Below are 12,065 nucleotides of genomic sequence, written 5' to 3'. Positions count from 1 at the left end.
GATAACGCAACGCCCGCCCGGGCACTCCAGGATTATTCTTTATTTCGCCCTGTTTTCCCGTCACAGCGCGGGTTGCAGCGCCCTGCTTTACTCTTCATTAGCCTTTGCGCTCACGCTCAAGCGTGACAATGCTCACATCTCTACTACGCTTATGACTGTGAAATCATTGAGAAGAAGGAGCTAAAGAATGAGTGAACAGACTAAAAAATCCCTGCTTACCATTGACTATCCCACCCCGCCGTTTCCGGAACAGCCGCAGCAGCCGCCAGGTCTTGCGAGCAAAATGACGCCTGTTCCCGACCATGGGGAGAAAAGCTACCGCGGTTCCGGTCGCCTTCAGGGCAGAAAAGCGCTGATCACCGGCGGTGACTCCGGTATTGGCCGTGCGGTCGCTATCGCCTATGCCCGTGAAGGCGCTGATGTGGCGATTGGCTATCTGCCAGAGGAAGAGTCCGACGCCGCCGAGGTGATCAAACTGATTGAGGCGGAGGGCCGTAAAGCCGTTGCGCTGCCGGGCGATATCCGTTCTGAAGAATTCTGTAAAAAACTGGTCAGCGACGCGGCAAGCCAGCTGGGTGGCCTGGATATTCTGGTGAACAACGCCGGACGTCAGCAGTTTAATGAATCGATCCGCACCCTGAGCACGGAGGATTTTGACGCCACCTTCAAAACTAACGTCTACGCCATGTTCTGGATCACCAAGGCTGCGCTGGAGCACCTGCCGCGCGGTGCCGCGATTATCAATACCTCTTCGGTGCAGGCTTATATCCCAAGCCCGATCCTCCTCGACTATGCGCAGACCAAAGCGTCTATCGTCGCCTTTACCAAGGCGCTGGCTAAGCAGCTGGGCGAGGATGGCATTCGCGTGAACGCCGTGGCGCCCGGCCCTTACTGGACGCCGCTCCAGTCCAGCGGCGGCCAGCCGCAGGAGAAAGTGCAGGAGTTCGGCGGCACTGCCCCGTTGGGTCGTCCGGGCCAGCCGGCGGAAATCGCCCCGCTCTACGTCACCATGGCCTCAACGGAAAGCAGCTTCACCTCCGGTCAGGTCTGGTGTTCTGACGGCGGTACCGGCACGCTGTAATTCAGCGCTGTCCTGACGTAACGCTTCGTGGCCGCCAACTGGCGGCCATTTTTGGTTTTGCCCGCCGGGTACAGCGCCCGGTTGCTGATCCATCCCGGTATAACCCAGGAAATAACAACGATGAAAAATGCCGTTTATCGCCAGCCAGAAAGGCGCGACGGATTTGCCGATCCCGGCGATTATGCTGCCATTGGCGAAGGCAGGTCCGTCGCGTTGATTGCGCCAGACGGCGCCATCGACTGGTGGTGCTCACCGAACCTTGATTCCCCCCCGCTTTTTGACCGCCTGCTGGACAGCAAAATTGGCGGTTTTTTTCAGATCGAACCTGACGAGCCTTACACCGTTAAACGCAGCTACCGCGAACACAGCAACGTGCTGGAAACCCGTTTTGAAACGAAAAAAGGGACGGTACTGCTGACGGAATCCATTAACAGCACCCTGGCAGGCCGACTGCCCTGGAGCGAAATCGCCCGACGTATTGACGGCGTAAAGGGCAGCGTTACGCTGCGGATCACGTTAAAGCTGGGCACCATGGCGGAAACACGCAGTCCCTGGCTGAACGAGACGCAGCACGGTCCGGTATTTCACGTTGGCGATCTGTTGATCATGCTGAGGCATTCTGAAGATGTCCGGCAAAATGAGGAACATGATGCAGGCTTTAGCGGTACGCTGAAGACCTCGCCAGGCTCATCGTCACTGGTCGCGTTGCTGGCGACGGAGAAAGAGCCGCTGGCGGTGCCGACACTACAGTCGATCGACCAGCGTATTGAAACCAGCGATCTCGCCTGGCGGGACTGGATCAAGAGCCTGAGCTATGAGGGCACCTTCACCGAACACGTTTACCGCTCGGCGCTGGCGCTGAAATTCCTCTGGTATTCTCCGACCGGCGCGCTGGCTGCGGCAGCCACCACCTCACTGCCGGAGGGGATTGGCGGCAGCAAGAATTACGATTACCGCTACGCCTGGGTGCGCGACGCCTGCCTGATCATTAAATCCTTCGTCTATCTCGGCGCGCTCGAAGATTGTAAGGCTGCCTTTTCCTGGCTTTCGGCAACGATCCTCAAACACGGCTGTCCGCTGCGCACCTGTTACACCCTGGAGGGCGGAATCGTGCCCGCTGAGCGCTTTATGCCGCTGGAAGGTTATCAGGGGTCGCAGCCGGTGCGCGTCGGCAATAATGCCCGCGATCAGACTCAGCTGAGCATGTATGGCGATATGCTGGCCACCGCGCAGCTCTTTATTGAAGCCGGCCATGTACTCGATCTCTCCACTTCCCGTCTGCTGGGACAGCTGGCCAATCACTGCGCCGACAACTGGCGCCAGCAAGATTCAGGTATCTGGGAGCTTCCGGAGGAGCGGCATTATACCCATTCAAAAATGGCATGCTGGATGGCGCTGGACCGGGCGGTGAAGCTGGCGGAAGGAACGCATATCGAGCCGACATGGCTTGAGCGCTGGAAGCGGGAGCGTGACCGGATCCGTGACTGGATTGAGGAGCACTGCTGGTCTGAAAAACGCCAGGCCTATACGTTTTACGTCGGCAGTGACTCGCTTGATGCCGCTATCGCCTTGACGCATGACTATGGCCGTGCCGTTTCTCCCGACCGGATGCTGGCGACGCTGGAGGCGATCCATCAGGAGCTGGGGCATAACGGCCCGATGGTCTACCGCTATTCGGGCGTGGAAAGCGAAGAAAGCACCTTTGTTGCCTGTTCGTTCTGGATGGCAGAAGCCTGGGCTGCCATGGGCAAAAAGGCGCGTGCGGAGGAGACGATGCAGGCGATCCTTGAGCTGATTTGCCGTCAGGGCAACGTTGAAACCTTCAACGAAATGTTTGATGTGCGGACCAACAGCTGGCGGGGAAATCTTCCTCAGGGCCTCAGCCATCTGGCGCTTATTTGCGCCGCGCATGCCATCTCCAGCGAGGAAGATGAGCGGTGAACGCCAGGGAAGCCCGGGCCGGAATCAGTCGGTGGTTTAGGGACGACAATAAGAAAGGGGCAGCGTTCGCTGTCCCTTTCTGCGTTATCCATCCGGTGGGATAACTTATTTCAGACGGTATGCCACTACAGCATCACCTTCTTTGGTGCCCAGCGAGCCATGCCCGCCTGCGGCAATCACCACATACTGTTTGTTATCGACGCCCATATAGGTGGCTGGCGTTGCCTGTCCACCCGCTGGCAGCTCGGTCTGCCATAACAGTTCACCGGTGTTGATGTCGTAGGCGCGGAAGAAGTTATCCGCCGTTGCGCCATGGAACACCAGATCGCCTGCGGTGGTCAGCGGGCCACCGTGTGCCACCATTCCCATCGGGAAGCCAATCGGGAAGCGTCCCGGCAGGAAAGAGGTTTTCAGGTTTTTAGTAGTACCGATGCGACGCAGCCATTCGGTTTTACCCGTGGTCAGGTCCACGCCCACCAGACGACCCCATGGCGGAGCAATGCAGGGAATACCCAGACTGGAAGAGAGCTGCTGAATATGAATGGCGTAATCACCCTCAAAGTTTTCGTTCCAGTACGGCGTATTCTCTTTGGTAAACATACGCTTGTCTGCGGTTTCAGCAGTACGTTTGATCAGAGTGTATTTGTAAGCCAGGCGAACCGGCGCAGCAATCAGGATCTGACGCTCCGGATCAACAGCCACCGATCCCCAGTTGAACGCACCAATGTTACCCGGGAAGATAATCGACCCTTGCTCAGTTGCTGGCGTCCATGGGTTGCCGTCATAGCGCAGCGATTTGAAGTCCATCCGGCAGGCCATCTGATCGAACGGGGTCACGCCCCACATCGATTTTTCGCTGAGCGGATCGGGAATGAAGTTCAGCGCAGAGACCGGCTGGGTTGGCGAGTAATTCTCGCCCTTGATGCCTTTGGTCGAGACATCAACATTATTTACCGGATAGACAGGCTGACCGGTCAGACGGTTGAGAACAAACAGGTTGCCGGTCTTCGTTGGCATCACCACCACCGGCTGTTTTTTGCCCTGGTAGTCAATGTCCAGCAGCGACGGCTGTGACGGGATATCGCGGTCCCAGAGATCGTGTTTTGAGGTCTGGAAAAGCCACTTAAAGGCGCCGGTTTTCAGATCCAGCGCCACCAGCGCATCACGGAATTTCTCGGTGTTGCTGTTAGGATCGCGGTTCAGACCGACCTCATCCGGTGAGGCGTTGCCAAACGGCACATACACCAGGCCGTTTTTCACGTCAGCGCTCAGCGTGGCCCAGGCGATTGGCGTATCCTGAGGATAGATGCCGTCCGCCGCAATAGGGTCAGTGCTCTGCGGGTTGGCCGGGTCGAAGTTCCAGACCAGTTTACCGCTGATCACGTCATAAGCACGGATAACCCCGGATGGGTTGCCCGAGTTATAGCCGTTATCCATCACGGAATCGCCCACGATGACCAGGTTACCGGCCACCAGCGGCGCAGAGGTTTCCATCAGCGCATGAGGGCGGATTTTGCCCATATTGTCGCTGAGATCGATGATACCGTTGTTACCGAAATCGGCACACAGCTTACCGGTGTCAGCATCCAGCGCCAGCAGTTTACCGTCGTTGGCAGCGTTGAAGATGCGCTTACGGCAGGTTGCGGGTGCGGTAGCCTGAGCGACCGTTGCCGCTGGCTGAGCAGGCTGCGTTGTGGATTCAGCGCTTTGTGGCGCATAGTAGCTCACGCCACGGCAGGTCTGGTGCTGCTGCAGGTAAGAGCGATCTTTCTCCGGCTGATATTTCCACTTCATCTCCCCCGTTTCCGGGTTCAGTGCGTGAACTTCGTTATGTGCCGTACAGAAATATAAGGTGTTGTTCACCTTCAGCGGGGTCGCTTCGAAGGTATATTCAGTCGCGTCCTTTTCAGCATTACGCAGATCGCCGGTGTGGTATGTCCATGCCACTTCCAGGTTATCGACGTTCTCTTTGGTGATCTGCTTCAGACCGGAGAAACGCTGGCCGTTATTGGTACCGCCATAAGCCGCCCAGTCGTTCTGAGCGATATCGCCGTCGGCAGGATTACGCTTGGTGGTAATGTTGCCTTCCTGCGGGTAAGGGTCATAGAACATCATGCCAATGACCAGCGCAACGATCACAATTACCGTCGTGCCAAGGAAAGGATGGAAGCCGCGACGATCGGCAGGATTCTGCGCGCGGTTAAGGGGGCGGACAATCCACGGCATAGCGAGCCAGAGGCCAAACAGACCGATCAGGTCGCCGCGTGGGATCCACTGCCATTTATCAAAGCCAACTTCATAGATCATCCATGCCAGCACGATCCACATCAGTACGGCATAAATGGAAAGGGCAATTCGTTTATTTTTGAACAGCGCAACCGCAGTGATAAGCAGCCCGAGCGCCATCACCACGTAAAAGGGCGTTCCCCCGATGAGCAGCAGCTTGCCACCCATAAAGAGCATAGCGATACCGACAATCGCTATGATGATACTGGTTAATTTAAGCATTTTTGTCTCTCAGAGTATACATTTGAACAACTCTTACCCTTACAGTCCATTACAAAAGGATAATGTAAATTTAACTAAAAAGAGGTTAATTGAATAATCCGTTTAATTTATGAATCATGAGTGACAGTTTCGCCACGGTGCCAGTTTATTTTAGCCGGACGGAAGGTATGAAGGCCGCGAAAAATGGAGATTAAGCCATTAATAATCAACAACTTAATTTGAAACCCTGCTTTCAGACTGGCCTTACGATGTTCATAAAGCAGCCTGTTTACGGCAAATGGTGGCTGCTAAAGGCCATGGAAGCGTGCTGTGGGGTTAACGCTTGCCGTTTTCGCTTTAGCAATTTGTGTGTTTCATAAGTGACGCGCTGGCGTTGTGATGTGCTTCACAGGCTGGAGAGTCTATCTGCCGCCGGGCGAGTAGCCAGAGCGACAGATAACATTGAGCTACCGCTGCGGCGCCCGAAGGCAGACACAGCTAATGGCCAGGAGAATGCCGAAAATGTGACGTTGTCACGCAATGACGGTGTTACAGCTGCAGCCCGCCGGTACTGAACGCCTCACTGAAAATGCGTTCCGCTGGAACGCCTTTCCCGATAAGCGCACGATGCTGCTCCTGCATGAACGGCGCCGGACCGCAGAGGTAGTAATCGGCATCCTCAGGCAGATAATCCGCGGGCAGCTCGTTGAGATCCAGCCTTCCCTGCCGGTGATAATCCTGACCGGAAATCACATCCTCATTCACCTCTTCATAAGCAATGTAGAGATGAAGATTATCATTCAGCCTGGCCAGATTTTGCAGTTCATCCCGCAAGGCGTGCACCTCAGGGCTACGGGCGGCGTGGATAAAATAGATCGCTTTCTTCGTCTCTGCGCTGAGTGCCGCTTCCCGATCGGTGCCCTGACCTGTTGCGGGATGGGAATGGGGATCGGCATGTGCGGCCAGCAGATGGTTGACCATGGAGATCATCGGCGTCAGCCCCACGCCGGCACTGATAAGCACATTGGTGGCGTCGGGATTCATCAGATAGAAATTGCCGGTCGGCGCGCTCAGCTCCACCACAGCGCCCTCTTCAACCGAATTATGCAGCGTAGAAGAAACGTATCCGGGATCCTGTCCTGCCACGCGCGGATCTTCGCGTTTGACCGAAATACGTAAATAGTTATCTGTCGGGCTGTTCGATAAGCTGTACTGGCGGGGCTGTTTAATGCCCAGATCGGGAACCAGCAGCCGCAGGGTAATATACTGGCCGGGCTTCCAGTCAGGCAGCGCTCCGCCATCTTCGGGGATAAGGTAGAAAGAGGTGATTTCCGCGCTCTCTTTGACTTTTCTCTCTACGATAAAATTTCGCCAGCCGACCCAGCTGCCGCGGCTGTTTCGATGTTCTTCGTAGAGTCTGTTTTCTGTCGCGATAAAGAGATCAGCCAGCTGCTTATAGGCAGCTCCCCATGCCGCAATCAGGTCGTCTTCCATCGGGATATTAAGCACTTCGCTGATGGAGTGAAGCAGGTTTTCTCCGACAATATCATAATCAGGCGTCTGGATATTCAGGCTGACGTGCTTATGGCAGATAAGCTCAATGACCGGCGCCAGCACGCCCGGATTATCAATGTTTTCAGCGTAGGCCAGTACGGCACCCGCCAGCGCTCTCGCCTGGGCACCGCTGCGCTGGTGCCCCATATTAAACGTTTCCTTCAGCTCAGGATGGTTATTCAGCATTCGCTTGTAAAAATAGTCCGTCAGCGCCACGCCGTTTTCCTTCAGTACGGGCACCGTTGCCTTCACTGCTTCTTTCTGCTTTTCACTTAACATAGTTACCTCGGGTCGCTGTCAGGATGAATTCAGGCTTAGAAGTCGCCGGACCGGACCTGATAGCACTTTCAGGGCGGCCGCGCTTACTAACGCTATTTCCCCACAGTCTAGCAGGTTATGCGTTGTCTGAGTGGGCGGTTCAGAGGCAAAAAAAGCGGAAGCTGTAACAGAGGCGGGTCATTAAAAAGCCCCTGATGATGAGGGGCAAGAAAGTCTGGTTTCAGGAGAGAAAACGGGAAGTAACGCCTCAGCAGCGTTCGATTTTCCGGGTAGCCTCATCGAGTGCATCAATAATGGCGTGCAGCGTCTGCGTGGAAAGCGTGGCGCCGGAAAGGCGGCTGTTCAGGGCGGTTTTCATATTTGCGATCGCCCTTTCCACCTCGGGCCGGCGGCGATTGGTGACCAGCACGGCCAGCGAGCTCAGGCGTTCAAGCGTGGCCGCCAGCAAGGCGCTGTTTTGTTCAAGCAGCTGCCTGCCTTTCTCTTCAAGTCGACAGGCTTTACGTACGGCCTGCGGTTCCACCACGCTGATGCACTCCATCTCTTCAAGCAGCGTCAGATTGGGGTAGATCAGGCCCGGACTTGGCGTATATTCCCCCTTCGAGAGTTCTTCAATCGATTTGATAAGCTCGTAGCCGTGCGCGGCGCCCTGCGAGATGAAATGGAGCATCAACAGGCGGATATCTGCGGCGTCCAGCATCTTTTCCCGGCGCTTCCGGCGTAAAGCGCAGTGACTTTGCCCGCCGTCATTCTGAACATCAACGCGGTCGTGATGGGGTTGTTTCATTTTCTGCCCGCCGTAGTGAAAGGGAGAGTGAGCGTACCCTCCCGGGGTGAAAGCTCAATATGAGCGCCAGGCTACTTCTGATGCCAGTAAGCCACCGCGCGCACCCTTTCCGCCTCTCTTTCGCGCAGAGTGATAAAGTAATCGCGCAGCGTCTTCACCGCCTCTCCCTCGCCCGTCAGCCAGATAAAGTAATCGTCATCCGGCAGCGTTATCTCATCGAAGCGGGCGATCAGCTCCTTTACCGCAACAGCGTTTATCTTCCCGCTACCGAGCCAGGTCACCTCAACTGCTCCCACATCGCCAAGGTAAGCCTGGCCCGCCGCTTCATCGGCCCATGCAAAGAGTTTGAGCGTCTGTCCCGACATCGTCTGCATGCGACGGCGAAAAGCGGGCAGGCCCGTTTCATCACAGACATAAAGCTGAAAAGCATAATCTTCAGGCACCACCAGCGATCCGCGAGGGCCACCCACGGCAAGCTTATCGCCAGGCTTCGCCTGCACTGCCCAGTCGCTGGCCAGGCCCGCTTCATGGAGGTAAAAATCAAGCGTCAGCAGGCCCTTTTCAGCATCAAAGCTGAGCGGCGTATAGTCACGGGCGGCCGGTCTGGCACCCGCCGGCCATTCAACCCCTTCCGGCGTGATGGTTGGCAGCTGCAGCTCCCCGGTTTCGGCGTCAGGGAAAAAGAGTTTTACGTGGTCGTCGAAGCCTGCGGAGCTGAAGCCTTTTAACGCTTCTCCCCCAACTTCAACGCGGTAAAACTGGCCAGCGATAAAGGCTTTGCTGATCACGGTGACCGGGCGGATAGCGAGTTCATTTCTCACCCGGTGCGGCAGGCGGGAAGATTGTTGAGTTTCTGACACGGTGGATCTCCTGCTGTACGGAAATAAGCTAGAACTAAGAATCATTCTCATTTCAGGTGGTGAAAATATATCTATGATATATCTTAAGCGCAAGCGGAAACGAACGGGGAATGTGCGAATTTGTGCGGTACAGAACTCGTCTGGGAAAGCAGTAATGCAAATTCAGACTGTTTCTGCCAGACAGGGTTTATGCCGGAACCGCCGATGTTTTCATCACTACTATCAGTTACAACCAGGAGCGTAAGCAGACAGCCGCTAAATCTGGCCGCTAACATGGATCTTAATGACGCTACCCGTGTGACTTTTATTCAAAAAGATATCATTTAAAGCAGTAATCACGACACAACGGGGCTTAATGCAAAAAAAAGGATCCGCAAGGGATCCTTTAGAATTGCTACTTTTACGCTGTTATAACCTGTAAACCCGCCCTGTCAGGGTGCGCTGGCATTGGTCACGCGCCAGACCACGTTGGCCGCATCATCCGCGATCATCAGGCCGCCCTGGTTATCCATGGTCAGGCCAACCGGCAGGCCACGTACCTGCTCATGGTCATCCGTGAGGAACCCCGTAACCACCGGCTCAGGTTCGCCGACCGGCCTGCCGTTCTCAAACGCCACCCAGGAGACGCGATAGCCGTTCAGCGGATTACGGTTCCAGCTGCCGTGCTCGCTGATAAAGGCACCGCCGCGGTATTTCTCGGGCAGATTGGTGCCGGTATAGAACCAGAGGCCCAGCGGAGCGACATGGGAACCCAGCGCATAATCGGGCTTAATCGCTTTTTCTACTAAATCGGGACGCTGAGGCTGAACCCGGGGATCCAGATGCTTACCGAAATAGCTGTAAGGCCAGCCATAGAAACCATTTTCCTCAACGGCCGTCATATAATCCGGCACCAGATCGGCCCCAATTTCATCCCGCTCGTTCACAATGGCCCAGAGCCTGCCGGTTTGCGGCTCCCACTGCATGCCGGTTGGGTTGCGCAGACCGCTGGCATAAATGCGGCTGGCACCAGAAGCCGCATCCACTTCCAGAATCGCCGCACGGCGGTACTCGATGCCGATGCCGTTTTCAGTAATATTACTGTTGGAACCGACGCCGACATAGAGCTTACTGCCGTCCTGGCTGGCCAGTAGCGCTTTGGTCCAGTGGTGGTTGATGCCGGCAGGCAGTTCAGTCAGCACGGTACCGGGATCGCTGATACGCGTCGCGCCTGGCGTATAGGGATAGGTCACCAGGCTGTCGGCATTCGCCACATAGAGCGTGTTGCCCACCAGCTGAACGCCAAAAGGCGAACTCAGGTTTTCCAGAAAGATATGCCTTTCCCAGGTTTTCCCATCGCCGCTGGTATTGCGCAGCAGCGTGATACGGTTACCGCCCTCGCCGCCCTTACCGGAGGCGCTTTTCACCAGGCCGGTCACCAGTTGTTTCGGCATGCTGACCGGCGTTTTAGGACCGGCCGCTTCAACTACCAGCACATCACCATTGGGCAGCGTATAAAGCTGACGGGGATGTTTAAAATCGCCCGCCACTTTTTCAATTTTCAGTCCTTCTGCCACCTTCGGCGTTTCACCTTCTTTCCACTGCGTGCCGGATGGCACCTTCATAGGCGGGATAAGAAAGGATTCGGCGGGTGGCAGTTCCGGGTCAGGGCCGGTCTGGCGAACGGCCTTCTCCTGGGTGCTGTCGTCACAACCGGCAAGCACCAGCGCCACAGAAACGGCAAGCAGGGAGAGCAGATTTTGCGTTTTCATCAGTTCGCCTCCTTAAACAGTACGATCGCGCAAGGCGAGTTGGACATTGGCGAACAGCATCAGCAGCACCACCAGCGTGGAGAGGATCGCGCCCTCAGGAACAACGCCGTAAGCGTCACGGGTATGGATAAAGGCATTTAAAATCGCCAGCACGATGGCGACCAGATAAGCCCAGAAGTGAACTTTAACGGCGGAGCCCTGCGGCCAGGATGCCCCGACCCAGACCTGAACGAGATTGATCAGGCGTGGAATAATGGAGAGCACCAGCCCCAGGGTTATCAGCCAGCTTGCACCCCGCATCCAGCTGATTTCCGTGCTGTAGACATAGATGATGTCGAAGATCCAGCCCGCGACAAAAAAGCCTAACGGCACTGGATTAAGCAGGGAGTAAACGGCCACAGCAAAAGCAGAATGCCGGGGGTTAACTTGGGCAGTCATTCATAAGCTCCTTAACAAGGGTGAAAGGTCAGCTAAAACGTCGGCAACCGTCACGCGGTCCTGTAAAAGGTTAGTTAATGGAATGACATTGTGTGGATTAATGTGAATAAAAATGAATGGTTAGGCGCGTTGCGCCGCCAGCGAACGGGTTCAGACGCCCGTTTCGGCGCCTGAATTTTCGCCAGTTTCAGCCACGCAGTGAGGCCAGGCTTTGCTGTTGTATGCCCTGCTGGTCGAAATTATCGGCAGCAAGCCAGCGTTCCAGCGCGCTGCGGACAGCGGGCCATTCTGCATCAATAAGCGAGAACCACGCCGTATCCCGCGTACGTCCCTTGTAGACAACCGCCTGACGAAATATCCCCTCAAAGCGAAAGCCAAGCCGTTCTGCTGCACGGCGTGACGGCGCATTCAGGCTGTCGCACCTCCACTCGTAGCGCCGGTAACCAAGCTGATCGAAAGCATATTTCATCAGCAGGAAATGGGCTTCCGTCGAAAGCGGGCTGCGCCTCAGTAAGGGTGAAAACGTCACATAACCCACTTCCATTACGCCATTCGCGGGATCGATGCGCATCAGCGCCAGCGAGCCGACGGCGCGGTTGCTGACCAGATCGATGACCGCATAGTGCCTGGCATCGCTGCTCCCCGCCGCCGCATTGAGATGCTGGCGAAACCCTTCTGCATCCTCAAAGGGGCCGACCGGAAGCCAGGTCCAGTCACGGCCATCTTCTGCGTGTTGCCAGGCCAGCCAGAGATCTTCCGCATGGGCCACCCCATCCAGCGGTTCAAGACGGCAGAAACGGCCCTGCATCGTGACGCGCTCCGGCCAGGGACGGGTGCACCATCCTTCCATCGGTTCGCCGACAGGCTGCTGATAGTCATTAAGCGGC

The 12,065-nt window shown here is 56.1% G+C and carries 9 protein-coding genes; 2 read left to right on the top strand and 7 right to left on the bottom strand.

Translation table 11 applies throughout. From position 1 onward, the window contains the following. Nucleotides 1-187: 187 nt before the first annotated feature. Together EA20_RS0117425 and EA20_RS0117420 are read left to right on the top strand one after the other, a co-directional pair. Nucleotides 188-1,081: an SDR family oxidoreductase gene (locus EA20_RS0117425; RefSeq protein ID WP_024968049.1), complete on the top strand. Its 894-nt coding sequence runs from the start codon at nucleotides 188-190 to the stop codon at nucleotides 1,079-1,081. Nucleotides 1,082-1,201: 120 nt separating this feature from the next. After that, on the top strand, nucleotides 1,202-3,022 hold the full coding sequence (locus EA20_RS0117420) for a glycoside hydrolase family 15 protein (RefSeq protein ID WP_024968048.1): 1,821 nt from the start codon (nucleotides 1,202-1,204) through the stop codon (nucleotides 3,020-3,022). Between the two features lie 105 nt (nucleotides 3,023-3,127). On the opposite strand, the gene EA20_RS0117415 is transcribed toward EA20_RS0117420, so the two are convergent. The 7 genes from EA20_RS0117415 to EA20_RS19850 form a co-directional block, all read right to left on the bottom strand. Further along, nucleotides 3,128-5,530, bottom strand: a complete 2,403-nt coding sequence (locus tag EA20_RS0117415; RefSeq protein WP_024968047.1) for a membrane-bound PQQ-dependent dehydrogenase, glucose/quinate/shikimate family — start codon at nucleotides 5,528-5,530, stop codon at nucleotides 3,128-3,130. A gap of 528 nt (nucleotides 5,531-6,058) precedes the next feature. Then, a complete protein-coding gene (locus EA20_RS0117410) occupies nucleotides 6,059-7,342 on the bottom strand; it encodes a globin domain-containing protein (RefSeq protein WP_024968046.1) in 1,284 nt (427 codons plus the stop codon). 247 nt (nucleotides 7,343-7,589) lie between these two features. Further along, nucleotides 7,590-8,129, bottom strand: coding sequence for a PadR family transcriptional regulator (locus EA20_RS0117405; protein WP_024968045.1), 540 nt, complete (start codon nucleotides 8,127-8,129; stop codon nucleotides 7,590-7,592). Nucleotides 8,130-8,200: 71 nt separating this feature from the next. Continuing rightward, the gene (locus EA20_RS0117400) at nucleotides 8,201-9,034 is read right to left on the bottom strand and encodes a siderophore-interacting protein (RefSeq protein WP_051516390.1); all 834 of its coding nucleotides are present in this window, start codon (nucleotides 9,032-9,034) and stop codon (nucleotides 8,201-8,203) included. A gap of 386 nt (nucleotides 9,035-9,420) precedes the next feature. Then, complete coding sequence (locus tag EA20_RS0117395) at nucleotides 9,421-10,740, bottom strand: sorbosone dehydrogenase family protein (protein WP_024968043.1); 1,320 nt, start codon at nucleotides 10,738-10,740, stop codon at nucleotides 9,421-9,423. 12 nt (nucleotides 10,741-10,752) lie between these two features. Continuing rightward, complete coding sequence (locus EA20_RS0117390) at nucleotides 10,753-11,178, bottom strand: DUF2231 domain-containing protein (RefSeq protein WP_024968042.1); 426 nt, start codon at nucleotides 11,176-11,178, stop codon at nucleotides 10,753-10,755. 187 nt (nucleotides 11,179-11,365) lie between these two features. Next, nucleotides 11,366-12,028 carry a GNAT family N-acetyltransferase gene (locus tag EA20_RS19850; protein WP_051516403.1) on the bottom strand — a complete coding sequence of 221 codons (663 nt, stop codon included), beginning with the start codon at nucleotides 12,026-12,028 and terminating at the stop codon, nucleotides 11,366-11,368. Nucleotides 12,029-12,065: the final 37 nt, after the last annotated feature.

Origin of the sequence: Pantoea sp. IMH (genome assembly GCF_000599885.1) — a bacterium.
In the GTDB taxonomy this organism is placed as follows: Bacteria; Pseudomonadota; Gammaproteobacteria; order Enterobacterales; family Enterobacteriaceae; genus Erwinia.
This window is presented reverse-complemented; position numbering and strand designations above follow the sequence as displayed.

Bases quoted from the DNA above. Each gene is read 5' to 3' on its own strand.
- EA20_RS0117390 (WP_024968042.1), bottom strand. From the start codon at position 11,178: ATGACTGCCCAAGTTAACCCCCGGCATTCTGCTTTTGCTGTGGCCGTT.
- EA20_RS0117405 (WP_024968045.1), bottom strand. From the start codon at position 8,129: ATGAAACAACCCCATCACGACCGCGTTGATGTTCAGAATGACGGCGGG.
- EA20_RS19850 (WP_051516403.1), bottom strand. From the start codon at position 12,028: ATGGAAGGATGGTGCACCCGTCCCTGGCCGGAGCGCGTCACGATGCAG.
- EA20_RS0117400 (WP_051516390.1), bottom strand. From the start codon at position 9,034: ATGATTCTTAGTTCTAGCTTATTTCCGTACAGCAGGAGATCCACCGTG.
- EA20_RS0117395 (WP_024968043.1), bottom strand. From the start codon at position 10,740: ATGAAAACGCAAAATCTGCTCTCCCTGCTTGCCGTTTCTGTGGCGCTG.
- EA20_RS0117415 (WP_024968047.1), bottom strand. From the start codon at position 5,530: ATGCTTAAATTAACCAGTATCATCATAGCGATTGTCGGTATCGCTATG.
- EA20_RS0117420 (WP_024968048.1), top strand. From the start codon at position 1,202: ATGAAAAATGCCGTTTATCGCCAGCCAGAAAGGCGCGACGGATTTGCC.
- EA20_RS0117410 (WP_024968046.1), bottom strand. From the start codon at position 7,342: ATGTTAAGTGAAAAGCAGAAAGAAGCAGTGAAGGCAACGGTGCCCGTA.
- EA20_RS0117425 (WP_024968049.1), top strand. From the start codon at position 188: ATGAGTGAACAGACTAAAAAATCCCTGCTTACCATTGACTATCCCACC.